26 protein-coding genes are annotated in these 25258 nt (G+C 66.1%); 14 read left to right on the top strand and 12 right to left on the bottom strand.

From position 1 onward, the window contains the following. Positions 1-24: 24 nt before the first annotated feature. The gene (trpE, locus tag Sj15T_RS03840) at positions 25-1527 is read left to right on the top strand and encodes an anthranilate synthase component I (RefSeq protein ID WP_041385853.1); all 1503 of its coding nucleotides are present in this window, start codon (positions 25-27) and stop codon (positions 1525-1527) included. Positions 1528-1740: 213 nt separating this feature from the next. Here trpE and mltG read toward each other — a convergent pair whose 3' ends face one another. The 6 genes from mltG to fabD form a co-directional block, all read right to left on the bottom strand. Further along, positions 1741-2712: an endolytic transglycosylase MltG gene (mltG, locus tag Sj15T_RS03835; protein WP_007689020.1), complete on the bottom strand. Its 972-nt coding sequence runs from the start codon at positions 2710-2712 to the stop codon at positions 1741-1743. 10 nt (positions 2713-2722) lie between these two features. Then, complete coding sequence (gene fabF, locus Sj15T_RS03830) at positions 2723-3982, bottom strand: beta-ketoacyl-ACP synthase II (protein ID WP_013039951.1); 1260 nt, start codon at positions 3980-3982, stop codon at positions 2723-2725. A gap of 179 nt (positions 3983-4161) precedes the next feature. Then, positions 4162-4395: an acyl carrier protein gene (locus tag Sj15T_RS03825; RefSeq protein ID WP_007689016.1), complete on the bottom strand. Its 234-nt coding sequence runs from the start codon at positions 4393-4395 to the stop codon at positions 4162-4164. Between the two features lie 236 nt (positions 4396-4631). Beyond that, positions 4632-5372, bottom strand: a complete 741-nt coding sequence (gene fabG, locus Sj15T_RS03820; protein WP_013039950.1) for a 3-oxoacyl-[acyl-carrier-protein] reductase — start codon at positions 5370-5372, stop codon at positions 4632-4634. A gap of 1 nt (position 5373) precedes the next feature. Continuing rightward, the gene (locus tag Sj15T_RS03815; protein ID WP_041385852.1) at positions 5374-6180 is read right to left on the bottom strand and encodes a crotonase/enoyl-CoA hydratase family protein; all 807 of its coding nucleotides are present in this window, start codon (positions 6178-6180) and stop codon (positions 5374-5376) included. An 8-nt stretch (positions 6181-6188) separates the two neighbouring features. Beyond that, the gene (fabD, locus tag Sj15T_RS03810; RefSeq protein ID WP_041386369.1) at positions 6189-7124 is read right to left on the bottom strand and encodes an ACP S-malonyltransferase; all 936 of its coding nucleotides are present in this window, start codon (positions 7122-7124) and stop codon (positions 6189-6191) included. A gap of 128 nt (positions 7125-7252) precedes the next feature. Here fabD and Sj15T_RS03805 point away from each other — a divergent pair, with 128 nt between their 5' ends. The 5 genes from Sj15T_RS03805 (at position 7253) to Sj15T_RS03785 (ending at position 12753) form a co-directional block, all read left to right on the top strand. Further along, the gene (locus Sj15T_RS03805) at positions 7253-8722 is read left to right on the top strand and encodes an efflux transporter outer membrane subunit (RefSeq protein WP_013039947.1); all 1470 of its coding nucleotides are present in this window, start codon (positions 7253-7255) and stop codon (positions 8720-8722) included. After that, positions 8715-10229, top strand: a complete 1515-nt coding sequence (locus tag Sj15T_RS03800) for an efflux RND transporter periplasmic adaptor subunit (RefSeq protein WP_013039946.1) — start codon at positions 8715-8717, stop codon at positions 10227-10229. The genes Sj15T_RS03805 and Sj15T_RS03800 overlap by 8 nt, the downstream gene beginning before the upstream one ends. Positions 10230-10234: 5 nt before the next feature. Next, positions 10235-10936: an ABC transporter ATP-binding protein gene (locus tag Sj15T_RS03795; protein ID WP_013039945.1), complete on the top strand. Its 702-nt coding sequence runs from the start codon at positions 10235-10237 to the stop codon at positions 10934-10936. 61 nt (positions 10937-10997) lie between these two features. Next, positions 10998-12203, top strand: coding sequence for an ABC transporter permease (locus Sj15T_RS03790; RefSeq protein ID WP_013039944.1), 1206 nt, complete (start codon positions 10998-11000; stop codon positions 12201-12203). A 190-nt stretch (positions 12204-12393) separates the two neighbouring features. Then, a complete protein-coding gene (locus tag Sj15T_RS03785; protein WP_013039943.1) occupies positions 12394-12753 on the top strand; it encodes an RcnB family protein in 360 nt (119 codons plus the stop codon). Between the two features lie 49 nt (positions 12754-12802). Here Sj15T_RS03785 and Sj15T_RS03780 read toward each other — a convergent pair whose 3' ends face one another. Beyond that, complete coding sequence (locus Sj15T_RS03780; RefSeq protein WP_013039942.1) at positions 12803-14206, bottom strand: GntP family permease; 1404 nt, start codon at positions 14204-14206, stop codon at positions 12803-12805. Positions 14207-14525: 319 nt separating this feature from the next. Between Sj15T_RS03780 and rpsF the strand changes: the two genes are divergently transcribed. The 4 genes from rpsF (at position 14526) to Sj15T_RS03760 (ending at position 16423) form a co-directional block, all read left to right on the top strand. After that, a complete protein-coding gene (gene rpsF, locus Sj15T_RS03775; protein WP_007688995.1) occupies positions 14526-14930 on the top strand; it encodes a 30S ribosomal protein S6 in 405 nt (134 codons plus the stop codon). Positions 14931-14943: 13 nt separating this feature from the next. Beyond that, positions 14944-15168: a 30S ribosomal protein S18 gene (gene rpsR, locus Sj15T_RS03770; RefSeq protein WP_004212076.1), complete on the top strand. Its 225-nt coding sequence runs from the start codon at positions 14944-14946 to the stop codon at positions 15166-15168. Between the two features lie 13 nt (positions 15169-15181). Beyond that, on the top strand, positions 15182-15778 hold the full coding sequence (gene rplI / locus Sj15T_RS03765) for a 50S ribosomal protein L9 (protein ID WP_013039941.1): 597 nt from the start codon (positions 15182-15184) through the stop codon (positions 15776-15778). 270 nt (positions 15779-16048) lie between these two features. Beyond that, positions 16049-16423, top strand: a complete 375-nt coding sequence (locus Sj15T_RS03760) for a cytochrome c family protein (RefSeq protein WP_013039940.1) — start codon at positions 16049-16051, stop codon at positions 16421-16423. A 242-nt stretch (positions 16424-16665) separates the two neighbouring features. Here the strand turns inward: Sj15T_RS03760 and Sj15T_RS03755 are convergent, their stop codons facing one another. The 5 genes from Sj15T_RS03755 to Sj15T_RS03735 form a co-directional block, all read right to left on the bottom strand. Then, positions 16666-16821 carry a hypothetical protein gene (locus Sj15T_RS03755; protein WP_007688983.1) on the bottom strand — a complete coding sequence of 52 codons (156 nt, stop codon included), beginning with the start codon at positions 16819-16821 and terminating at the stop codon, positions 16666-16668. A 548-nt stretch (positions 16822-17369) separates the two neighbouring features. Continuing rightward, entirely contained in the window at positions 17370-17582 is a 213-nt protein-coding gene (locus Sj15T_RS03750) for a DUF2093 domain-containing protein (RefSeq protein ID WP_007688981.1), read from the bottom strand. Next, on the bottom strand, positions 17582-18985 hold the full coding sequence (locus tag Sj15T_RS03745; protein WP_013039939.1) for a nitronate monooxygenase: 1404 nt from the start codon (positions 18983-18985) through the stop codon (positions 17582-17584). The genes Sj15T_RS03750 and Sj15T_RS03745 overlap by 1 nt, the downstream gene beginning before the upstream one ends. 94 nt (positions 18986-19079) lie before the next feature. Continuing rightward, positions 19080-20231 (bottom strand): glycosyltransferase family 4 protein, encoded by a 1152-nt coding sequence (locus Sj15T_RS03740; RefSeq protein WP_013039938.1) that lies wholly within the window; start codon positions 20229-20231, stop codon positions 19080-19082. Positions 20232-20246: 15 nt separating this feature from the next. Next, positions 20247-21116, bottom strand: a complete 870-nt coding sequence (locus Sj15T_RS03735) for an alpha/beta hydrolase (RefSeq protein WP_013039937.1) — start codon at positions 21114-21116, stop codon at positions 20247-20249. Between the two features lie 40 nt (positions 21117-21156). On the opposite strand from Sj15T_RS03735, the gene Sj15T_RS03730 reads away from it, so the two are divergent. The 4 genes from Sj15T_RS03730 (at position 21157) to Sj15T_RS03715 (ending at position 25256) form a co-directional block, all read left to right on the top strand. After that, a complete protein-coding gene (locus Sj15T_RS03730; RefSeq protein WP_013039936.1) occupies positions 21157-22551 on the top strand; it encodes a YdiU family protein in 1395 nt (464 codons plus the stop codon). A gap of 62 nt (positions 22552-22613) precedes the next feature. Next, positions 22614-24047: a succinylglutamate-semialdehyde dehydrogenase gene (gene astD / locus Sj15T_RS03725; RefSeq protein ID WP_013039935.1), complete on the top strand. Its 1434-nt coding sequence runs from the start codon at positions 22614-22616 to the stop codon at positions 24045-24047. Positions 24048-24174: 127 nt separating this feature from the next. Next, positions 24175-24963 (top strand): uroporphyrinogen-III C-methyltransferase, encoded by a 789-nt coding sequence (cobA, locus tag Sj15T_RS03720; protein WP_013039934.1) that lies wholly within the window; start codon positions 24175-24177, stop codon positions 24961-24963. Beyond that, positions 24960-25256 (top strand): DUF2849 domain-containing protein, encoded by a 297-nt coding sequence (locus tag Sj15T_RS03715; protein ID WP_013039933.1) that lies wholly within the window; start codon positions 24960-24962, stop codon positions 25254-25256. The genes cobA and Sj15T_RS03715 overlap by 4 nt, the downstream gene beginning before the upstream one ends. Positions 25257-25258: the final 2 nt, after the last annotated feature.

Here is a 25258-nt window from a genome sequence, read left to right as displayed (position 1 = left end):
ATGGGCGCAGGGGGACGGGCGGCAATGGACGGCATGGAAAGCGCGCGCAAGGCACTGGCGGCGGGTCGATCCGCGCTGGTGTGGCGACGCCAGATCGCCGACACCGACACGCCGATTTCCGCGGCGCTCAAATTGTTCGAGGCCGACCGTGGCGACTTCCTGCTGGAATCGGTCGAGGGCGGCGCGGTGCGGGGCCGTCACAGCCTGATCGGCCTGGCCCCCGACCTCGTCTTCCGGGCGCAGGGCCATGCGGCGGAGATCAACCGGCAATGGGCGACCGACCGGCAGGCCTTCGTGCCGGAAGGCGCCGACGCGCTGGATGCTTTGCGGGCGCTGGTGGCGGAATGCCGGGCGGAACTCGACCCGGCGCTGCCCGCCGCTCTGGCCTGCCTGGTCGGCTATTTCGGCTACGAGACGGTCGGGCTGGTGGAAAAGCTGCCGCGTCCGCCTGAAAATTCTGTCGCTCTGCCGGACATGCTGTTCGTGCGGCCGACCGTCATATTGGTGTTCGACCGGCTGGCCGACGCGCTGTTCCTGGTCGCGCCGGTGTGGAAGGGCAGCTTTGCCGATGCCGACCGCGCCGTCGAGCAGGCGCTGGAGCGGATCGACGCGGTCGCCGCGAAGCTGGCGGCCCCCCTGCCCGCGCCGGCCGCCCCGGCCGAGATCGCCGATGTCGCGGTGACGCCGGTGCTGGAGCCGGGCCGCTACGCCGCGATGGTCGAGAAGGCGAAGGATTATATCGTCGCGGGCGACATTTTTCAGGTGGTGCTGGCGCAGCGCTTCACCAGCCCGTTCACCCTGCCGCCGATTGCGCTTTACCGGGCGTTGCGACGGGTCAATCCCTCGCCCTTCCTTTATTATCTCGACCTGCCCGGCTTTGCGCTGATCGGGTCGAGTCCGGAAATATTGGTCCGGGCGCGGGACGGCGAGGTCACGATCAGGCCCATCGCCGGCACCCGCCCACGCGGCCGGAATGCCGTCGAGGACGCCGCCAACCGCGAAAGCCTGCTGGCCGATCCCAAGGAACGGGCAGAGCATCTGATGCTGCTCGACCTGGGCCGCAACGATGTGGGACGGGTGGCGACGGCCGGCAGCGTGACCGTGACGGACAGCTATAGCGTCGAATTCTACAGCCATGTGATGCATATCGTGTCGAACGTGGTGGGACGGCTGGCTCCCGACAAGGACGCGCTCGACGCCTTGTTCGCGGGCTTTCCGGCAGGGACCGTATCGGGAGCGCCCAAGGTGCGCGCCTGCGAGATCATCGCGGAACTGGAGCCGGAAACGCGGGGGGCCTATGCCGGGGGCGTCGGCTATTTCGGGCCGGACGGCAATATGGATAGCTGCATCGTGCTGCGCACCGCCGTGCTCAAGGACGGCGTGATGCATGTGCAGGCAGGGGCCGGCATCGTCGCGGATTCGACCGCGGAATATGAACAGCGGGAATGCGAGGCGAAAAGCGGCGCATTGCTCGCCGCCGCGCGGGAAGCGGTGGCGTTGGCGCGCGAGTCGGGGTTTGGGCAGTAGGGCCGGCGATTGGCGGCGGCGGGCTATGGTCAATAGCGGTCATCAGTTTTCCGTCACCCCGGACTTGATCCGGGGTCCCGCTTTCCTTCTGAGTGCTGCGCCTCGTCCAAGGCAGCGGGACCCCGGATCAAGTCCGGGGTGACGAATAGGGAGAGGGGTGACGAATAGGGGAACGTCCGCTCCCCACCCAAGCGCGCCATCGGTCCGCTCACTTCAAAGCTCCCCCCTCGCCCGCCGGATTTCGAACCATTTGCGCACATTGTCATTATGCTCTTGCAGCGTGTCCGCGAAGATATGGCCGCCCTTCCCGTCCGCGACGAAGTAGAGCGCCTTCGTTTCCGCCGGGTGCAGCACCGCCAGGATCGACAGGCGGCCCGGATTGGCGATCGGTCCCTTGGGCAGGCCGATCATCGCATAGGTGTTATAGTCGTTGACCGCCGCGATTTCGGATTTCCTGATCCGTCGGCCCAGGGGCTTGCCCTTGGTGATCGGATAGATGATCGTCGGGTCGGCCTGCAACATCATGCGCGCCTTCAGGCGATTGCCGTAAACCCCCGCAACGGTCGGCCGTTCCGAAGGCACCGCCGTTTCCTTTTCGACGATGCTGGCGAGGATAATGGCTTCCCTGGGCGTTTTCGCGACCGTGTTCGGCGCCCGCTCCGCCCACATCTTGGCGAGCGCCTTGCTCATGGCATCCTGCATCCGCTTCAGCACCGCCGCCCGGCCTTCGCCCTTGTCGAAGGCATAGCTGTCGGGCAGCACGCTGCCTTCCTCCGGCACCGGAATCTCGCCGGTCAGTTCCTCATTCGCCATCAACCGCTCATGCACCAATATGGAGGGCATGCCTTCCGGTATGGTGATCAGCCGGGTCAGCGTCCTGCCGCCCTGGAGGATGCGGAAAATATCGGAATTGCTGGCGCCCTTGGGGATCAGGAATTCGCCCGCCTTGATCGATTTGCCGCGGCCGAAGACCTTGGCCCGCGTGAGGAAGGCGTCGGCCGAGCGCACCGCCCCCTTTTGTTTCAGGAGAATGGCGGCGTCCGCGATGGTCGAACCTTCCGGCACGACCAGCGTGATGTCCTTCATCGCCGGGCCGGTTTCGGTCCAGCCATGGACGAAGCGGAACGCTACGAACGCCGCGACGGCCAGGCCGATCAGCACTATGCCAAAGCCAAGCCGCCGCATGGGTCTTGTCTCAGACCGCCTTCATGATCAGCGAAGCGTTGGTCCCGCCGAAACCGAACGAATTGTTCAGCACGGCCCGCACCTTGCGTTCCTTGGCGACATGCGGGACCAGGTCGACGCCCTTGCAGCTTTCGCTCGGCTCGTCGAGGTTCAGCGTCGGCGGCACGATCTGGTCGCGCAGCGCCAGGATGCAGAAGATGCTCTCCACCGCGCCCGCGCCGCCCAGCAGATGGCCGATGGCCGACTTGGTCGAACTCATCGACATGGTGCCCAGATGATCGCCGAACAGCCGCTTCACCGCGCCCAGCTCCAACTCGTCGCCCAGCGGCGTCGAGGTGCCATGCGCGTTGACATAGTCGATGTCGCCCAGGCCCAGACCCGATTTCTTGAGCGCCATCTCCATCGAACGATAGGCGCCATGGCCCTCCGGATGGGGGGCGGTGACGTGATAGGCGTCGCCCGACAGGCCATAGCCGACCACTTCGGCATAGATTTTCGCGCCGCGCGCCTTGGCCCGCTCATATTCCTCCAGCACGACCACGCCCGCGCCCTCGCCCATGACGAAGCCGTCGCGGTTGACGTCATAGGGCCGCGAAGCCTTTTCCGGGCTGTCGTTGAAGGCGGTCGAGAGCGCCCGCGCCTGTGCGAATCCGGCGATGCCGATGGGGCAGATCGCGCTTTCCGCGCCGCCGGCCAGCATCACGTCGGCATCGTCCAGCGCGATCATGCGGGCGGCGTCGCCGATGGAATGGGCGCCGGTCGAGCAGGCGGTGACGACGGCATGGTTCGGGCCCATCAGGCCATATTTGATCGAAACCTGCCCAGAGATCAGGTTGATCAGGCGGCCATGGACGAAATGCGGACTGACCCGGCCCGGTCCCCGGTTCGCCAGCACCAGCGATTCGCTTTCGATGCCCGGCAGGCCGCCGATGCCCGAACCGATGGAGCAACCGGCGCGCAGCCGTTCCTCCTCGCTCATATCGTCCAGGCCCGCGTCGCGCAGCGCCTGGCTGGCGGCGGAAATGCCGTAGACGATGAAGGGGTCGACCTGCCGCTGGATCTTGTGATCGACGTCCAGCCCGGGGTCATAGCCATATTCATGATCCGCCGGCTTCACTTCGCAGGCGATGCGGCATTTATACTCGCTGGCGTCGAAGCGCGTGATCGTCGCCGCGCCGGACTTGGACGCGATGATGTTCTTCCAGGTCGTTTCCACATCCCCGCCGAGCGGGCTGACCATGCCAAGGCCGGTTACGACAACACGACGCATATGCTTGCTCCGAAAAATCTTTTTGGCTCAACGCCGCCCATCTAACCCTTCGAAAGGGGATTGTGAACGGGGGCCAGATACCAAAAGGCTCCCCAAGACCCGGTTTCGCCGGACAGGAGGAGCCTTTTCCTTTTTCAAACGCGGCGGCCACCCGTTTTCAGGCAGGCCGCCGGACGCCCTTACTGCTTGCTGTCGATATAATCGATGGCGTCCTTGACGGTGGCGATCTTTTCAGCCGCGTCGTCGGGGATTTCGACGCCGAATTCTTCCTCGAACGCCATCACCAGCTCGACGATGTCCAGGCTGTCAGCGCCCAGATCGTCGATGAAGCTCGCATCCTCGGTCACCTTTTCGGCTTCGACGCCCAGATGCTCGACGACGATTTTCTTTACGCGATCCGCGGTCTCACTCATGAGTGGTCCTTCTTACTGGGTATCGTTGATGGTTCTGAATATCTGTTAAGGCATGCCCTAGAGGCAAGCCCAACGAGAGGCAAGAGGCAAGAGACAATCGGGTGGCATCGCCCCACCTGCGTTCGACTCTTCAGCCCCGATGGCACAAGGCGGCGGCTTTGCAAATGCCCAAAATTTTCGGGCGCGATGGAATAAAGCCGCAGCGTGGGACTTTGGGATCGACCGATCCTTCCCCTTCAGATCATCGCCATGCCGCCATTGACGTGCAGCGTCTGGCCGGTGACGTAACCCGCTTCCTTGCTGGCGAGGTAGACCACAGCCGCGCCGATATCCTCGCCCGCGCCCAGGTCGCCCGCCGGGATCTTCGTCAGGATCGCGCTTTTCTGCGCGTCGTTCAGCGCGTCGGTCATGGCTGAACGGATGAAGCCCGGCGCGACGCAGTTCACGGTGATGCCCCGGCTCGCCAGTTCCTGGCCCAGCGACTTGGACATGCCGATGATGCCCGCCTTCGACGCCGCATAATTGGCCTGGCCCGGATTGCCGGTGACGCCCACCACGGAGGTGATGGAGATGATGCGGCCGAAACGGGCCTTCATCATCGGCTTGGCGGCGGCGCGGGCGAGACGGAAGGCCGCTTCAAGATTGACCGAGATCACGTCCGACCATTCCTCATCCTTCATGCGCAGGATCAGGTTGTCGCGGGTGATGCCCGCATTGTTGACGAGGATGTCGATCTTCCCGCCCAGCGCGTCGACCGCCTGCCCCACCAGCGCGTCGACCGCCGCCGGATCGCCGAGGTTGCAGACCAGAATCTTGTGGTCCCCGCCCAGTTCCGCGGCAAAGGCCTTCAGCTTCTCCTCATTGCTGCCCGAAAGGGCCAGCGTGGCGCCCTGCGCGGCGAGGGCCTTCGCAATGGCGGAGCCGATGCCCCCCGAAGCGCCCGTCACCAGCGCGGTCATGCCTGTCAGATCGAACATTCTAATCTCCCTTGAAGTTCGGCGTCCGGCGCTCGAAAAAGGCGTCTATCGCCTCGTCATGATCCGCCGTCGCATGGGCCAGCGCCTGCATCGCGCCCGCCATTTCCATGATCTGGTTCAATTCCGCCGTCTGCGCGGCGCGCAGCAGCCGCTTGGTCATCCGCGTCGCGTGCGGCGGATTGGCGGCGATCCTGTCCGCCACGGCCCGCGCCGCCGCCGGCAGGTCGGCGTCCGGCACCACCTCGCTCACCAGCCCGATCCGCAGCGCCTCCTGCGCGTCGATGGTCTCGCCGGTCAGCGCCAGTTCGGTCGCCTTGGAAAAGCCGACGATGCGCGGCAGCAGCCAGGCCCCGCCATCGCCCGAAATAATGCCCAGCTTCACGAAAGATTCCGCGAATTTCGCTGATTGTGCCGCGATCCTGACGTCGCACATCAACGCCAGGTCGCAGCCCGCGCCGATGGCGGGGCCATTGACCGCCGCGATCACCGGCAGTTCAAGCGCCTGGAACAGCAGCGGCAGCCGCTGGATTCCGGCACGGTAGTTGCGCCGCGTCTGCGCCGGCAGTCCCGCGCGCAGGCCGCCCGCATCGGGGCGCATGGCATTGAGGTCGCCCCCCGATGAAAAGGCGCTGCCCGCCCCGGTCAGGATCGCCACCCGCACCGACAGGTCGCGATCCGCCTGCTCGAACACCGCGCACAGGGCGTCGACCATCGCCGGATCGGAGATCGGGTTGCGCCGGTCCGGCATGTCGAGCGTGACCGTCAGGACGGCTCCGTCACGGCTGGTCAGGACGGGAGCGCTGCTCATGCCGCCGCTCACAGCGCGCCCAGCGCGGCCTCGATATCGTCCATCGTCACGACGCTGCGCACGGTGGCGTCGGGAGCGATGCGCTTCACCATCGGACCCAGCACCTTGCCGCCCAGTTCGACGAATTCGTTGACGCCCGCGTCCCACATGGCGGCGACGGATTCGCGCCAGCGCACTCGGCCCGTCACCTGCTCGACCAGCCGCAGCCTGATCTCGTCCGGATCGGCGATCGCGCTTGCCAGCACATTGGCATAGACGGGCAGCAGCGGCGTGTTGATCGCCGCCTTGCCCAGGGCATCCTCCATCGCCTCCGCCGCGGGCTGCATCAGCGGGCAGTGGAAGGGCGCGGAAACCGGCAGCAGGACGCCGCGCCTGATGCCATGGTCCTTCACCAGCGCGACGGCGCGCTCGATCGCGCCGCGATGGCCGGAAATCACCACCTGCGTCGGATCATTGTCATTGGCGACGGTGCAGACCTCACCCTGCGCAGCCGCCTCCGCCAATGCCTGCGCCTTTTCGATGTCGGCCCCCAGCAGGGCAGCCATCGCGCCCTCGCCCACCGGCACCGCCGCCTGCATCGCCCGCCCGCGCAGCTTCAGCAGCTTCGCCGTGGTGCCGATGTCGAACGCCTCCGCCGCGCAGAGCGCGCTATATTCGCCAAGGCTGTGCCCGGCGACGTAATCGCCCTTTTCCGCCAGCGAAAAACCGCCCTCCCTCTGCATCACCCGCAGGGTCGCCAGCGCATTGGCCATGATCGCGGGCTGGGCGTTCTCCGTCAGGGTCAGGTCGCTTTCCGGCCCCTCCACCATGATGCGGAACAGATGCTGCGACAGGGCGTCGTCCACCTCCTGAAACAGCTCCTTCGCGGCCGGGCTGGCGTCGGCCAGCGCCTTGCCCATGCCCACCGACTGGCTGCCCTGACCCGGAAAAAGAAATGCCCTCATCATCCACCTTCTGACCTGCGCGCCCCTGCAAAAGCGCAATTTTTCAAAGCCGTTACACTTTGAGACACAAATGCCGTTGAGGCGCCCGGCCCATTTCGGCAGTTCTCGTTGGAGGACCGCCTTTAACGATGACGGAGTATAAGGAAAAGGTGCGATATCGCTTTGGATCGATCACGGGAACCGCGCTGGTCCTGTCGGGCTGCGCGGCCGGCCCCGATTATCGCGCCCCTGCCCCCGCAGCGCTCGGCGTGCCGGCGGCCTATATCCAGGGCGCCGGCGCTCCGCTGGACGAGGCGGAACTGGCCGCCTGGTGGACGCGGCTCGACGATCCGGCGCTGAGCGGCCTCATCGACCGGGCCATCGCCCATAATCTGGACATCGTGCAGGCGCAGGCGCGCCTGCGCCAAGCGCGGGAATCGCTGCGGCAGGCAAGGGCCGCCTTCCTGCCGCAGGCGAACGGATCGGCCAGCGGCGGGCGCAACTACAGCAGCCGGGATGCGGGCGGCCGGCTGGACCCCAGCGGCAATCCGATCGGCGGCGGCGGCTCCAACTGGTCGAGCAGCTATTCGGTGGGCGCCAATGCAAGCTGGCAGGTCGACCTGTTCGGCGAGCTTTCCCGTTCGGCGGAGGCTGCGCGGGCCGATCTTGCCGCTTCCGGATACGACCTCGCCAATGTACGGGCGACGATCGTCTCCGAACTCGTCGCCAACTATGTGCAGGCGCGCCTGGCGCAGGAGCAGTTGCGCATCGCGCGCGAGACGCAGGCGATCCAGCAGGACAATTACAATATCGCCAACTGGCGGCTTCAGGCGGGCCTGGTTTCCTCGCTGGACGCGGAGCAGGCGCGGGCGCAACTGGCGCAGACCAACGCGACCGTGCCCCAGCTTGAGGCGGGCCTTCGGGGCAGCCTCAACCGCATCGCCGTGCTGACGGGCCAGGCGCCCGGCGAAGCGACCCGGAGCCTTGAAACCCCCGCCCCGATCCCCGCCGCGCCCGCGCGGATCGCCACCGGCATCCCCGCCGACACGCTGCGCCAGCGGCCGGACGTGCGCTCGACCGAACGGGCGCTGGCCGCCGCGACGGCGCGCATCGGCGTGGCGCAGGCGCAACTTTATCCCTCATTGGGCATCAGCGGAAATATCGGCACGACCTCCAACAGCTTCAAAGACCTGTTCAGCCTGGTCACCGGCGGCGTCTTCGCCAATGTGGCGCAGGTCATCTTCGACGGCGGACGCCTCGCCTCGCAGGTCCGTTCGCAACGGGCGGCGACCGACGCCGCCTTCGCCGCCTACAAGCAGGCGGTGCTGACCGCGCTGGAGGATGTGGAGAATGCCATGGCGTCGCTGTCGAGCGCCCGCGCCCGCAAGGCGGAGTTCGCGACCGCCTATGAAGCGTCGAACAACGCCGCGATCCTGGCGCGCAGCCAGTATCAGGCGGGCCTGATCGATTTCCAGACGCTTTCCCAGAGCGAGAATTCGCTTTTGAACGCGCGCAACAGCCTTGCCGGCGCGCAATCCGACGAAGTCCTTGGCCTGGCCCAGCTCTATAATGCGCTGGGCGGCGGCTGGCAGAATATGGAAAACCGTCCCAATGACTAACGATGCGACCAGCGATCAGGGCCTGAACGACTTTCTGGGGGAGCGGCCCGAAAGGCCGTGGCGCAAATGGGCGGTCCGGGGCGCGGTCGGCGTCGCCCTGCTGATCCTCGTCCTGCTGCTTGCCCGCTGCTTTTCGGGGGACGACAAGCCCAATTACGCGACGCGGGAAGTGCGCAAGGGCGACCTCACCGTCTCCGTATCCGCCACCGGCAATCTGAAACCCATCAATCAGGTCGATGTCGGTTCAGAACAATCGGGCAAGATCACGGCGGTCCATGTCGATGTGAACGACCGCGTGACCAGGGGGCAGAAGCTGGCCGAACTCGACACCCGGCGGCTGGTGGACACGATAAACCAGAACCGGGCGCAGCTTGCCTCCTCGCAGGCCGGCGTTGCGCAGGCGGAGGCGCAGGCGGCGCTGGCCAAGGCGACGCTCGACCGCCAGCTCAACGTGTTCAAGCTCTCCGGCGGGCGCGTTCCCGCCAGGACGGAACTGGATGCCGCCCGCGCCGACTACAGCTCCGCCCTCGCCAACCTCCGCTCGGCGCAGGCGCAGGTTCGCGTTTCCCAGGCGCAGCTTTCCACGGCGCAGACCAATCTTTCCATCGCCCAGATCGTCTCGCCCGTGACCGGCGTCGTCCTGTCCCGCGACATAGAGCCGGGACAAACCGTCGCCGCCTCGCTGAACGCGCCGGTCCTTTTCACCATCGCCGAAGACCTGACCCAGATGGAGGTGGAGGTTTCGGTCGACGAAGCGGATGTCGGACAGGTGAAGGAGGGCCAGAGCGCCAATTTCTCCGTCGACGCCTTCCCCGGCCGCACCTTTCCGGCGCGGGTGACGCGGGTCAATGTCGGCTCCAACAGCGCCAGCGCCAGTTCCTCCTCCTCATCGGGCAGCAGCGCGGCCAGCAGCACGACGGGCACCGTCGTCGCCTATACGGCGGTGCTGTCGGTGGACAACAAAGACGAGATATTGCGCCCCGGCATGACCGCGACCGCCGACATCGTGACGCAGGAACTGCATGACGTGCTGCTCGTCCCCAACAGCGCGCTTCGCTTCAAGCCCAGCGCGGGCAACCAGGGCGGCGGCATCACCAGCCAGATCGTCCCCGGCCCCCGCCGTTTCCGCCGGGGCGGCGCGAACCGGCAGGTCAGCTTCGGCATCGGCAGCAGCCAGACCGTCTATGTCGTGGGCGATGACGGCAATCCCAGGGCAGTGCAGGTGACCGTCGGCGCCAGCGACGGCGCGCGCACGGTCATCACCGGCGGCGGCCTCAAGCCCGGCATGCGCGTCATCACCGGGCAACTTGCGGCCGGCCAGCAGGCTCCGGCGGAGGACCAGACCGATGGCGGTTCGCGGGGCGGCGGACCGCGTGACCGCAACCGCAGGCCGGAAGGCGACCGCTCCACCGACGGCAGCCCGGCGACCGTCGGCAAGCTCGGCAATTCGGGCGGCGGGAAGGTGGAAACAGCGCCGGTCCGCACCGGCCGCCAGAGCGGAAGCTGACGCGCATGGCGGCGGATCCGATCATCTCCCTGCGCGGCGTCACCAAGGTCTATGGTGCCGGCCCGACCGCCTTTCAGGCGCTGAAAGGCATCGACCTCGACATTGCGCAGGGCGATTTCGTGGCGGTCATGGGGCCTTCCGGCTCCGGCAAGTCGACGACGATGAACATATTGGGCTGCCTCGACGTGCCCACGGGCGGGGAGTTCCTGTTCAAGGGGCGGCATGTCGAAACGCTCGACCGCGACCAGCGCGCCCTGCTGCGCCGCCGCTATCTGGGCTTCGTGTTCCAGGGGTTCAACCTGCTGTCCCGCACCACGGCGCTGGAGAATGTCGAGTTGCCCCTGCTCTATCGCGGCGAGGACAAGAAGACCAGATATGAGGCCGGCATGGCCGCGCTGGACAAGGTCGGCCTGAAGGACTGGTGGGACCACACGCCCGCCGAACTGTCCGGCGGGCAGCAGCAGCGCGTCGCCATCGCCCGCGCCATCGTGACCCAGCCCGACGTGCTGCTGGCGGACGAGCCGACCGGCAACCTCGATTCCGAAAGATCGGTGGAGATCATGGAACTGCTGACCGACCTCAACCGCAATGGCGGCATCACCGTGCTGATGGTGACGCATGAGCCGGACATGGCCGCCTTTGCGCGGACCATCGTGCATTTCAAGGACGGGCTGGTGGAGCGGGTCGAGCAGGGGGTGACGGCGTGATGGCGATACCCTCCCCCGTCAATCCCGCGAAGGCGGGAATGAACGAAGGCGCGCGCGAAAGATGCTAGGCACCACCGTCATCCTCGCCTTCCGGGCGATCAACCGGCACAAGTTGCGCAGCTTCCTCACCACGCTGGGCATCATCATCGGCGTGGCGGCGGTCGTCACCATGGTCACGCTGGGCAATGGCGCGACCGCCGCCGTGCGCGAACAGATCAGCTCGCTCGGCGCCAATGTGCTGCAACTCCGCCCCGGCCAGGGTTTCGGCCGGGGCGGCGGCGGCCCGCGCCCGCCCGACTTCAAGCCCGCCGACCTGACCGCCATCGAAAACCAGCTTACCGGCGTCCGCGCCGTCGCGCCGATGGTGCAATCCAGCGGCACCGCCATTTACGAAGGCAGCAACTGGTCCACCACCGTCTACGGCACCACCGCCGCCTATTTCGAGGTGCAAAGCTGGAAGGCCGATACCGGCCGCCTCTTCATGCCGGAGGAGGAGGAGGCGGGAAAACCCGTCTGCATCATCGGCAATACGGTGCGCACCAACCTGTTCCAGAGCAATGACCCGGTCGGCAAGCGCATACGCATCAAGGGCGTATCCTGCCAGGTGATCGGCGCGCTCGCCACGCGGGGCCAGGGCGGATTCGGGGATCAGGACGATGTCGTCGTCATGCCGATCAAGTTCGTCCAGCGCCGCTTCACCGGCGACCGCGACATCAGCCAGATCATGGTCGCGGTGGACGACGCCTACGACACCAGCACGGTCCAGGCCAGCCTGGAGGAACTGATGCGCGAACGCCGCAAGGTGAAGCCGGGCGCGGAGGACAATTTCAACGTTTTCGACACCAAGCAGATCAGCGACACGCTGACCGGCACCACCACCATATTGACGCAGATCGTGGCGGCGGTGGCGGCGATTTCCCTGCTGGTCGGCGGCATCGGCATCATGAACATCATGCTGGTTTCGGTGACGGAGCGCACGCGGGAGATCGGCATCCGCCTCGCCATCGGCGCGGTCGCCCGCGAAGTGCTGATGCAGTTCCTGGTCGAGGCCATCGTGCTGTCCTGCCTGGGCGGGCTGATCGGCCTGTTCCTGGCGCTGGTCGCGTCGGTCGCGATCGCGCCGCTGATGCAGGTTCCCTTCATCTTCGACGTGAAGGTGAATGTGATCGCCTTCCTCTTTTCGGCCGCCATCGGGGTGGTCTTCGGCTATTTCCCGGCCCGACGCGCCGCCGCGCTCAACCCCATCGACGCCCTGCGCCACGAATGACGGCGGACCGAAAGTTCCTTCAAGCCCTTGAAAGACGGTCTTTTCTGAACCGATATTCAGACTAATTCCGCTTCTGTTACAATTTTCGACAATCCTTGGGCATGGTCGGCACAGGCCTGCGACAAATGGCTCCTAATTCTGTCTTCAACGCCGGGAGAGCCGGCCGGAGCAAGAAAGAAGGAGCAAGATCATGTTCAAGAAGATTCTGATGGGCCTGGCCGCCACCGCCATGACCGCCAGCCCGATGGTCGCCTCGCAGGCGCAGGCCGCGCATCAGCGTGAAGTCCGCCAGGTCGTGAAGCACGGCCCCCACGGCCGCACCGTCACCCGGACCACGGTGGTCCGCAAGGACAATCATCGCCGCTGGGCCAAGGGGCAGCGATTCGACCGCCGCTATGCGACCAACTATCGCGTGATCGACAATTATCGCGGCTATCGCCTGAACGCCCCGCCGCGCGGTTACCGCTGGGTCCGCTCCGGCAATGACGCGGTCCTGATCGCGATCACCAGCGGCATCATCGGCGCGGTCGTCGCAGGCGCCCTCCGCTAAGCCGGTCACACCGGCCGGAACGCTCCGGAGCCACGCTCCGGGGCGTTTTTCATGTCAACCCCGTCAGATAATAGACCGCGATCACCACGAACACGGTGAAGGTCTTGATCAGCGTCAGCGCGAAAATATCCTTATAGGCCTGCCGATGGGTCAGCCCCGTCACCGCCAGCAGGGTGATGATGGCCCCGTTATGCGGCAGGCTGTCCATGCCCCCGCTCGCCATGGAGGCCACCCGATGCAGCACCTCGCGCGGGATGCCCGCCGCGTCCCCCGCCGCCGCGAACTGCTCCGCCATAGCCGCCAGCGCTATCGACAGCCCGCCCGAAGCAGACCCCGTGATCCCGGCAAGCGACGTCACCGTGATCGCCTCATTGACCAACGGATCGGGCACGGCCCTCAGCGCCTCCTTCACCACCAGGAAACCCGGCAGCGCCGCGATCACCGCGCCGAAGCCATATTCGACCGCCGTATTCATCCCCGCCAGCAGGGCGCCGCCCACCGCCGCCTTCGACCCGTCGGCGAAGCGCCGCGCCACGGGGCGGAAGGCAAAGAGCAGGATCGTCCCGATCCCCAGCAGCAAGGCGCCCTCCACGGCCCAGAGCGCGGCGACCTGCGCTACCTTCGCCGCGACCGGATCGGTCAAGCCGGGCAGCGACACGCTGACTTCCTCCTCTGCCGCCAGGCGCGGGATCAGCATGGTCAGCGCCAGATTGCCCAATCCCACCACCAGCAACGGCAGCAGGGCGACCAGCGGATGCACGGCCCGCCCGCCCATGTCCGCCGCCTCCGGTTCGTTCACCAGCGTCTCCGGCGCGCCATAGCCCTCCCCCGCCGCCCGCATCGCCCGCCGGCGCCAGCCCAGATAGGCAAGGCCCAGCCCCATGATGCAGGCCGATCCGATCAGCCCCAGCACCGGCGCCGCCCAGGCGGTCGTGCCGAAGAAGCTGGTGGGGATGATGTTCTGGATCTGCGGCGTCCCCGGCATCGCGTCCATGGTGAAGGTGATCGCTCCCAGGCCGATGGTCGCGGGCACCAGCCGCTTGGGAATGTCGCCCTGCCGGAACATCTCGGCGGCGAAGGGATAGACGGCGAACACCGCCACGAACACCGAAACCCCGCCATAGGTCAGCAGCGCCGTCACCAGCATGATCGCCGGGATCGCCCTCTGCGCCCCCACCAGCCCGATCACAGCCGTCACGATGACACGCGAAAAGCCCGAAATCTCGATCAGCTTCCCGAACAGAGCGCCCAGCAGGAAGACCGGGAAATAGAGTTTCAGGAAGCTCCCCACCTTGTCCATGAACAGGCCGGAAAAGACCGCCGGCACCGCGGCCGGATCGGTCAGGAACACCGCCAGCATCGCCAGCAACGGCGCCATCACGATGACGCTCATCCCCCGATAGGCCGCGACCATCAGCAAAATCAGCGAAAGCGCCGCGATACCGACCGCCATTACCATCTCCCCCAGAAATCACATCCGTTCGCACTGAGCTTGTCGAAGTGCTTTCCTTACTTTTCCATGGATAGAAGGAAGTGGAAGGCGTCGACAAGCCTGTCCTGAGCCCGTCGAAGGGCTCAGCCCGAACGAGGATGGATTGGCTCAAACCCTTTCAACTCTTCCTTGCCTTTCCCCCGCATTTCCGCCATAGGCGCCGCTTCGCTTGGCCGGAAGTGACTCGCGGCCCTGCGAACGAATGCTTATGGACGACAGCCGGAGGGGCGTTCCGCATGGGGCGGGCGTCAGCGATCGGCCAACAGATGAGGCAATATCCATGGCTCTTTACGAGCATGTGTTCCTTGCGCGCCAGGATCTGGCACAGGCGCAGGTGGACGCCCTGGCGGAAACCGCCACCAAGATCGTCGAGGAAATGCAGGGCAAGGTGACCAAGGTGGAAACCTGGGGCCTGCGCAGCCTGGCCTACAAGATCGCCAAGAACCGCAAGGCGCACTATGTGATGCTGAACATTGACGCCCCCGCCGGCGTCGTCGCGGAACTGGAGCGCCAGACCCAGATCAACGAAGACATCATCCGCTACATGACCATCAAGGTCGATGAGCTGGAAACCGGCCCGTCGGTCATGATGCGCAAGCAGGAACGCGCCGAGCGCGGTCCGCGCGGCGAGCGTGGCGATCGCGGCCCGCGCCGCGAGCGCGAAGAAGCCCCGGCTGGCGAATAAGGAGATCTGAAACATGGCACGCCCGTTTTTCCGCCGCCGCAAGAGCTGCCCCTTCGCCGCCAAGGATGCGCCGAAGATCGATTACAAGGACGTCCGTCTGCTCCAGGGCTTCGTGTCCGAGCGCGGCAAGATCGTCCCCAGCCGCATCACCGCGGTGTCCGCCAAGAAGCAGCGCGAACTGGCCCAGGCCATCAAGCGCGCCCGTCACCTGGGCCTGCTGCCCTACATCGTGAAGTGAGGGAGTAAGACCCATGGAAATCATTCTCCTCGAACGGATCGAGAAGCTGGGCGCCATCGGCGACGTCGTCACCGTGAAGGACGGTTACGCGCGTAACTACCTGCTGCCCAACAAGAAGGCGCTGCGTTCGAACGCCGCCAACAAAAAGGTGTTCGAAGCCAACCGCGCCAAGATCGAGGCGGACAACGCCGCCCGCCGCTCGGACGCCGAAAAGGCCGCCGAAGGCGTCAACGGCAAGCAGATCGTCCTGATCCGCCAGTCGTCCAACGCCGGCCATCTCTACGGTTCGGTCGCCGTCCGCGACGTGGTGGAAGCGCTGCATGCCGATGGCGTCACCAACGTCACCAAGGCGATGGTCGTGCTGGAACGCCCGATCAAGACGCTGGGCGTGTTCGACGTCAAGGTCGCGCTGCACCCGGAAGTCGCCGTCACCATCACGGTGAACGTCGCCCGCTCGCCGGAAGAAGCCGAGCTTCAGAGCCAGGGCGTCGACGTGATGGCCGACCTGTTCGAAAAGGACGAGAGCGGCTTCATCGAAGATTACGATCCGAATGCGGAACCCGGCGAAATCGCCGTGGAAGCCGAAGAAGCTCCGGCCGAAGAAGCCTGAGCCTTCCTTTCGGAACGACAATAGGAAAGCCGCCCCTCACCGGGCGGCTTTTTTTATTGGCGCCGGGTTGTCGGCCGATGGGGAGAGAGGCTGTCCGGCGGACCTGGGAGGGCAGCACCCCGGCCCGGAGCGCCGAACAGCCTTTCCGCCGCTCTCCATAGAGCGCCCTTCCGGCGCGCTCTTCAATTCCCGTTCAGATTCAGGCTGCTATTCGCCATTTACGCACCCCGGCATGAATTCCAGCCGGTCATCAAGGGAAGAGGACAATCGATGATTTCGAGGTTCGCCGCGCTCGCCGCTGCCATGCTGATCGCGAGTCCCGCGCTTGCCCAGACTGGCGACGCCGCCAAGGGCAAGGCGGTCTTCGCCCGCTGCATGGCCTGTCATGCGGTCGATCCGGGAGTCAACCGTCTGGGTCCGTCGCTCGGAGGAATCGTGGGCCGGCCATCCGGCGCGGCTCCGGGTTTCGCCTATTCCGCCGCGATGAAGAAAGCCAGTATCCGCTGGGACGCCAAGTCGCTGGACGCTTTCCTGACCAAGCCTTCCGCCAGCGTGCCGGGCAACAAGATGATGTTCGCGGGCCTGCCCAATCCCGCGGATCGCGCCAATCTGATCGCCTATCTCGCCAGCGCGGGCAGGAAATGATCTGAAAACCATGCATGCAGATTTTCCGCCTGCTTGGAAATCGCTCCAGGCAGGTGGGCAATTCGACATTCGAAGGACTGAGGGATTTGGGTGGTTTCCCGCCACTCCTCCTTTCGTCGCCCCGGGGCTTGGCCCGGGGTGACGGGAAGTAGCCAACGCGCTCCAGCGCCGATCGGCATTCGGTTCAGCGCGAGAAGGCGGACGATGGCCAGCCTTATCCCACTTCACGGAAACACCCCGGTTCAAAGCCCCAGGCGGCTCCAGAACTCGTCGGGCTTGACCGGCGTCCCGCTTTCGGATGGGCGTTCGGGACGGGTCCAGGAGGAATGGGGAATGTGGATCTGCGGGCTGGCGCCGAATCGGCGTTGGCGGCGGGAACGAATGGCATTGCGGGTCATCGTCTTCTCCTGTCGAGGAGGAACACGAAACCTTGCGTCGTCGCTTCAGTACCGTGCGCTTTAGCCGTTGGTGACGCGGAGCAAGCTGACATCCTTCAAAAGCCGCGGAGCGTTGCGCTCGGCAATATATCTATTCCATTTGTAGAGAGATGGAAGATAGCTTTGCTTAAGTCGTGCAGACCGCAGGTTTCGCGGCACAGCCGGCCCGAGTTCCGCCATTAGAGAACAAGGGTGAGACGCGCCTGTCAGAACACCACATTGTAGAGGAACCAGCCCATGATCAGCAGGCTCGTCACAACACAGAGACGATCACCGAAAATGTCGATCCGCGACATCGCTTGCATCCTTCCTTGGTCGAGCGATCTTCGTCGCCTCGTTTATGAAGGATAAACCATCAGCGCGGAGAAAGGAATAGAATAACTGCGCCCGACCGAGCCATAAAAGCGCCGAACCGAAAATACGGGGTCTTGAACATCATTAGGGCGCAATGCGGCAAGAAGTGCCGCTTCATCCTGGCAGCCCTCGCAAATCAATCTATATTCAAGCTGTTAGCGAAAGCCGGCGCCGCGATGCTCCAGGAAGGACCGGGTCGCCTCCTCCGGCCCGCGATAGGCCTCCTGAAACTCCGCGCTCCAATATTTGAGGTCTTCCAGATCGATACGCGCGCCCGAAACCGCGCAGAGCACGAACTGCCCCGGTCGCACGACATCGAAATGCGGCGTGTCGTAATGCAGCACCGCCAGTCCCTGGATATCCGCCATCAGTCGCCGGTCAGGATGCGATCGACGAGCTGCTTCACGGTCGGCACGAACCCGTTGGAGTAGAAGGGATCCTGCTTGAACTTATAGGCGCCATGGCCCGCGAACAGCAGATTCTTGTCGAGGTCGCCGCCATGCACCGCCTCCTGCAGGGACTTCTGGATGCAGAAGCTGCGCGGGTCGGCCAGGCGCCCGGTCGAATTGGTCTCGCTGTCCATCCAGCTTGAGAAGGCGCATTGGCTGAGGCAGCCCATGCAGTCGGTCTGATCCTTGCGGATTTCGGCCTTTTCCTCCTCGGTCACGAACACCAGCGTATTGTCGGGCGTCTTGAGCGCGGAGGTGAAGCCCTGCCCCACCCATTCGCGGGCGCGCAGCAGGTCGCCCCGCGTCACCCAGAAATTCTTGCCCTTCACGCCCGCGTCCAGCTGGTGCGTATGGTCGCCCGCCTGTTCGGTGCTGAAGGGAATCTGCCGTTCTGACCGCGCCTCAAGCTGGCGCAGGAAGGGATTGCGGACCGCCGAACTGTAGAAACCGGTCGGCGAGAAGCGGTGCAGCAGCACGTCACCCGGCTCCAACTGCATCAGCCGCTCTTTCCAGAGCTGCGGGATCGGGCTTTCCTGCGTCAGCAGCGGACGGGTGCCGAACTGGAACATGATCGCGCCCAGTTCGGGATTGTCGATCCAGTCGTTCCAGTCCTTGAGCGCCCAGACGCCGCCCGCCATGACGATGGGCACATCGTCGGAAATGCCGCCTTCCCGCATGGTGGCGCGCAGGTCGCGGACGCGGGGATAGGGATCCTGCGGCGCCTTCGGGTCTTCGGCGTTGGACAGGCCGTTATGCCCGCCCGCCAGCCACGGGTCCTCATAGACCACGGCGGCGAGCCATTCCGACGCCTTGGAATAGGCGCGCTTCCACAAGGCGCGGAAGGCGCGGCCGGAACTGACGATGGGCAGATAGCTGACGCCGTAGGAGGCGGCGATCTCCGACAGCTTGTAGGGCATGCCCGCGCCGCAGGTGACGCCCGCGACCATTCCCTTCGTCTTTTCCAGGACGCCGTGCAGGACGCGCTGCGCGCCGCCCATTTCCCAGAGCACGTTGATGTTGATCGCGCCCTTGCCGCCCGCGATTTCGAAGGCGCGCTTCACCTGCTCGACCGCGCCGTCTATGGCATAGGCGATCAGTTCCTCATGCCGGTCGCGACGGGTGCGGCCATGATAGATCTGGGGAATGACGTTGCCGAAGCTGTCATAGCTGTCCGCATTGACCGCCGACACCGTGCCGATGCCGCCGGCCGCCGCCCAGGCGCCGGAACTGGCATGGTTGGAAACGGCCACCCCCTTGCCGCCTTCGACCAATGGCCAGACTTCCCGGCCGCCGTAAACGATGGGCTTCAACCCCTTGAACAACGCAATCTCCCACGCAAAAATTCCGTGGCCCCCAACCACATGAAGGCCGCCCTATAGCAGCTTTGCGGTTGGATGACGAATATTTGGGCGCGCCCTACCGCAAAATATGGGGGCTGGATAGTGCCTGCCCGTAAAGCGCGGCATAGGCGTCCACCATCGCGGCTTCGGTGAAATCGCGCCCGGCGCGGTGACGATTCGCCTCGCCAAGCCGTTGCCGCAGGTCCGGGTCGCCGGCCAGCGTGCCGAGCGCGGCCGACAGGGCCGCTTCGTCCGGGACGATGAACGGCCGGTTTTCGGGCGCGACCATGACGGCGACGTCGCCCACATCGGTCGATGCGACGGGCAGGCCCGCCGCCATCGCCTCCACCAGCGAGATCGGGAACTGCTCGCTGTCGGAAGACAGGGCGAAGATGTCGAACAGGCCCATGAAGCGCCAGGGTTCCGGCAGGAATCCGGCCATGCAGATGTCGGCCAGTCCGTGATCCCTGGCTTCCGCCGCTATGGCGTCGCGCTCCGGCCCCTCCCCCACCACCACCAGTTGCAGCCGGTCGCGATGCGGCGCGACAGCGCGGACGAGGCGGCGGATATTCTTGACCGGACGCAGGCCCGCCACGGTGCCGACCAGCAGCTTGCCGGCCGCGCGGTCGAGGGCGGGAATGGCGTCAGGCAAGGGCGGCTGCCCATAGCGCGCCGTGTCGATGCCGTTGCGGATCAGATGGACCTTCCGCGGCGGCTGACGCCACATGTCGCGGGCGATGCCTTCAAGCCGGACGGACGGGACGACCAGCGCATGCGCGCACTGGAGCGCCAGGCGGCGATAGAGGTTGCGCTGCGGCTTGAGGCCGCCCGCCTCATCCGCGTTGAAGCCGTCCTCATGATGGATCAGCGGCGGCCCGCCATGGATGCGCCGCGCCATCACCGCGTCCATCGCGCCCCAATTATAGCTGAGGACAAGGTCGTAATCCGCCAGGAAGGCCGCGATCGCCCTGAAGCGCCCAAGGCCCGGCCTGCCGGCGAGCGGAGGGGATTCGGGAAAGTCGACCGGCGTGGCGGGGTCGATGGCGTCGCGCGCGCTCATCAGTTGGGGCGCGGCGCTGACGATGCTGTGACGGGCGCGGTCGCCCCAGAGGTTCATCAGGCGCACGGCCCGCGCCTCCTTGCCGCCCAGGGAAAAGCTGCCGTGGACATGCAGCAGCCGGGGCGGGCCATCGATCTGCCGAGGCCGGCGCGCGGCGAAACGGTCCATGCCGCTCAAGCCGCTTCAGCCATTCATCACCCGCGCCAGCAGCCGGTCGATGGCGACGACGGATTCCGGTTCGTCCAGGACGGGGGCGTGACCGACATTGGAAATGGTCGCGCATTCCGCGCCGGGGCCGATTTCCGCCACCATGCGGGCGGCGGTGGCGGCAGAGAGCAGGTCGGAACGCTCGCCCCGCAGCACCAGCGTCGGAATGCCGCGAAAGGTCTGCATGACCGGCCACATGTCGACGCTCGCCTCGCTGCCCGCGACCCGCAAGGGTTCGGCTATGCGCATGTCATAGTCCAGCACGATCCGGCCCGCGCTGTTGAGGCGGTAGAGGCGCTTGGCCATGGCCAACCATTGGTCGAGGCCATAGCCGGGATAGATGTCCCGGTTCGATTCCTCCAGAGCGCGGGCGGCATGGACCCAGCTTGGATGCGACTGGCCGATGCCGACATAGGTGCGGATGCGTGCAAGGCCGGCCTCCTCCAGCGTCGGCCCGACATCGTTGAGCAGCGCGCCCGCCAGCCATTCGCGATGGGTCGCCGCGATCAGCATGGTGATGATGCCGCCCAGCGACGTGCCGATGGCGACGAAGCGGGGGATGGCCAGGTCCGCCAGCAGGCGGCCGATGTCCTGCAGATAGGTGAGCGGGACATAGGTCATCGGGTCCTTCGCTTGCGCGCTTTCGGCGCGGCCGCGCATGTCGGGACAGATGAGGCGCCATGGCCCGGCGAGGCGCGCCGCCAGCGGTTCGAAATCGCGGGCGTTGCGAGTGAGGCCCGGCAGGCAGAGCAGGGGCGGACGGCCATCCTCCCCCCCGGCATAATCGCGATAATGGAGCCTCAGCCCGTCGGGGGACCACCAGTATCCGTCGCTATGGCTGCTCAAGCTGCTTGATCCTTCCACCCTGCATCCCCCATATCGCCGCATGCGTCCTGCCCTGCAACCCGCCAAATTCAGCCCCGCGAATGAAATCGCCGCGCTGCAGCCCGATTTTGCCGATCCCATCGCGGCGGCGGACTTTCCCCGGACCATCCTGCGTTTCCGCAATGACCGATGGGCGAAAGCGGTGGGCCTCAGCGACCTGGGCGATGAGCAATGGCTGGCGCATTTCGGCCGGTTCCGGCCGCTGGAGGGATCGCTGCCCCAGCCGCTGGCGCTGCGCTATCATGGGCATCAGTTCCGGGTCTACAATCCCGACATCGGGGACGGCCGCGGCTTCCTGTTCGCGCAGTTGCGGGACGGCGCCGGCCGGTTGCTGGACCTGGGCACCAAGGGTTCGGGCCGGACGCCCTATAGCCGCTTCGGCGACGGCAGGCTGACGCTGAAGGGCGGCGTGCGGGAAATTTTGGCGACGGAGATGCTCGAGGCGCTGGGCGTCAACAGTTCAAAGACCTTTTCCATTGTCGAGACGGGCGAGGCGCTGGAGCGCAATGACGAACCCTCCCCCACCCGCGCGGCGGTGATGGTGCGGCTCAGCCACTCGCATATCCGCATCGGCTCCTTCCAGCGCGCCGCCTATTTCGACGACAAGGCGCTGCTGGAGCGGCTGGTCGACTATGCGCTGACGAAGCTCTACGGCGAGGAGCCGGGCGACAATCCTCCCGCGCAACTGCTGGGCCGGGTGGTTGAACGCACGGCCGATCTGGCGGCGAGCTATATGGTGGCGGGCTTCGTCCATGGCGTGCTCAACAGCGACAACATCAATGTGACGGGCGAGAGCTTCGACTATGGGCCGTGGCGGTTCGCGCCGCTTTGGGAACCGGGGTTCACCGCCGCCTATTTCGACCATGCCGGACTCTACGCCTTCGGACGGCAGGCGGAGGCGATCCATTGGGACGTGGCGCAGCTTGCCGTGTCGTTGCGTCCCTTGACGGAGGCGGAACCGCTGATCGCGCAGTTGGAGCGTTTTCCAGCGCTTTATGGCGAAGCGATGGCGCGCCGCTTCTGCTGGCGCCTGGGCGTGGTGCATACGCACGATGCCGCCGCCATGGTCGAGGCGGCGGTTCGGGGCATGGTCGCCACCCAGCGGCCGATCGATCGCTTCTTCCAGGACTGGCGGGGCGGCGACCCCCGCGACGGCGCGCCCTATGCCGGGGAGGAATGGGCCGGTTTCCGCGAGGCGATCGCCGGGTTCGAGGCGAGCGGGCCGATGGATCATGGCTATTGGGCCGATCCGCTGCCCTGCTCCATGCATATCGATGAGGTGGAGGCGATCTGGAGCGCCATCGACCGGGATGACGACTGGACGCCGCTGCATGCGAAGGTGGCGGCGGTCCGGCGCATGGGCGAAGCGATGGGCGACGCCCCGGACCTGCCCTGAGCCGATGCCTCGCCGGGAGCCAGGCCCTTCCCTAAAGCGGAATTAATTGCCATATCGGCACCATGTCCGCCGCGCTGACTTCGTTCGAACCCGCCACTGGCGCGCTTTTGTGGCAGGGGACCGCCAGCGATGTGGAGGCGGAGGTCGCCCTGGCCCGTGCCGCCTGGCCGAAATGGGCCGCCCAGCCCATCGCCTATCGCATCGAAACGCTGCGCCGCTTCGTCAATGTGGTGCGCGCCAATGAGGAGGCGCTGGTCGACCTGATCGCCCGCGAAACCGGCAAGCCGCTGTGGGATGCGCGGACCGAAGTGACCGCGGTGATGAACAAGGTCGACATTTCCGTCGCCGCCTTTTCCGAACGCACCGGACAGAGGCGGCTGGAGGCCGCGATGGGCGCGCGCCAGTCCGTGCGGCACAAGCCGCATGGCGTCATGGCGGTGCTGGGGCCGTATAATTTCCCGGCGCACCTGCCCAACGGGCATATCGTCCCTGCCCTGCTGGCCGGCAACGCCGTCCTCTTCAAGCCGTCGGAAAAGACGCCCGCCGTGGGCGAGATGCTGGTGCGCTGCTACCATGAGGCGGGCGTGCCGGAGGATGCCGTGCGGCTGGTGCTGGGCGGACCCGACGAGGGCAAGGCGCTGGCCGCCCATCCCGATGTGGGGGGCGTCCTCTTCACCGGGTCGGCGCAGACCGGCATCGCGATCAACCGGCAATTCGCGGCCAATCCCGGCAAGATATTGGCGCTGGAAATGGGCGGGAACAACCCGATCGTCGCCTGGGACACGGCGGACATCGCCAGCGCGGCGACGCTGATCGTGCAGTCGGCCTTCCTGTCGAGCGGGCAGCGCTGCACCGCGGCGAGCCGGCTGATCGTCAAGGAGGAACTGGCCGACACGCTGGTCGGGGAGGTCAAGAGGCTGGCCGACCGGCTGATCGTCGATCATCCCCATGCCGACCCCGCGCCCTATATGGGTCCGGTGATCGACAACCAGGCGGCGGATCACCTGACCGAGAGTTTCCTTTATCTGATGAGCAACGGCGGCAAGCCGATCAAGCATATGGTCCGCACGACCAAGGGGCTGCCCTTCGTGACGCCGGCGATCATCGACGTGACCGCCATGGCGGAGCGGCCGGACGTCGAACTGTTCGGCCCCCTGTTGCAGGTCGTCCGGGTGCCGGATTTCGAATCCGCGATCCGGGAGGCGAACAATACGCGCTACGGCCTGTCCGCCGCTCTGATAGGCGGATCGCCGGAGCAATATAACCAGTTCTGGGCCAATATCCGGGCGGGCATCGTCAACTGGAACCGGCCGACCAACGGAGCCTCCTCCTCCGCGCCCTTCGGCGGAGTGGGCATTTCCGGCAATCATCGGCCCAGCGCCTATTATGCGGCGGACTATTGCGCCTATCCGGTCGCGTCGGTGGAGATCGAGCAGCCGCGCGCGTCCATCGGCATCGGCCTTAAGGACATCGACACGAGCGCGATGGGGGATTGAGCCACCGGGGGGATTGAGCCACCGGGCGGCAGCGCGACGGATCAAATCGATCCTCCCCAAATTTTCCTTCGTCCCGGCCAACGCATTCTGAATTGAAACCGGGGTCGGTTTTCGCCATCTGCCCAGCATGGCTGAAATTCCACCTGCCACTGTCACCCTTGTCGGCGCGGGTCCGGGCGATCCGGACCTGCTGACGCTGCGCGCCGCGCGACTGATCGGCGAGGCGGAGGTGATCGTGCATGACGGGCTGGTTTCGGCGGACATATTGGCGCTCGCCTCCCCCCGTGCCGAACTGATTTCCGTCGCCAAGCGGCGCAGCCGCCATTCGGTGCCGCAGCATGGGATCAATGCCCTGCTGGTCGAACTGGCGCTCGCCGGGCGCAGGGTCGTGCGGCTGAAGGGCGGCGATCCCTTCATCTTCGGCCGCGGCGGCGAGGAGATGGAGGCGTGCCGCGCCGCCGGAGTGCCGGTGGAAATCGTGCCGGGCATCAGCGCCGCCATCGGCTGCGCGGCGCAGGCGCAACTGCCCCTCACCCATCGCGACGCGGCAAGCGCGGTCAGCTTCGTCGCCGGGCAATGCAAGGGGCTGACCGATCAGGACTGGTCCGGGCTGGCTGGCGCGGGGCGCACGCTGGTCATCTACATGGGCGTGGCGACGGCGGCGGACATCGCCGACAAGCTGATCGCGGACGGCGTGTCCCCGGCCATTCCCGTCGCCGTTCTGGAAAACGGCACGCGCGCCGACATGCGGACGCTGCGCACCTTGCTTGCCGATCTGGGCGAGATGGTGGCGCGGGAAAAAGTGAAAAGCCCCGCCCTGATTGTGGTTGGGGAGGTGGCGGCCTATGCGCTGGCGCAGGATGTGCTGGCCGGCTGGGCCGCGCGGGAGACATTTGGGGCGGAGACTGACAAGTGAAGATTTTGACCGGCAATGACCTCGGCACCGGGGACGTGATCTGGTGGGCGGGCGACGGCTGGTCGCGGCAGGTCGGCGATTCCGTCGACGTGGGCGACAGGGGCGATGATCTGGCGCGGGCGGAGGAAGCCGCGCTGCGGGTCGTGGGCGCCTATGTGATCGATGCGACCGTAACCGAAGACGGCGTGCGCCCCGCGCATATCAAGGACCGCATCCGCGCCCTGGGACCGACGGTGCGCCCCGACCTGACGCTGAAACCGAATGACGCCGATGCCGGCAACTGGGTGATCTGAAC

Origin of the sequence: Sphingobium sp. TA15, from assembly GCF_037101235.1 — a bacterium.
GTDB classification, from domain to species: domain Bacteria; phylum Pseudomonadota; class Alphaproteobacteria; order Sphingomonadales; family Sphingomonadaceae; genus Sphingobium; species Sphingobium indicum.
This window is presented reverse-complemented; position numbering and strand designations above follow the sequence as displayed.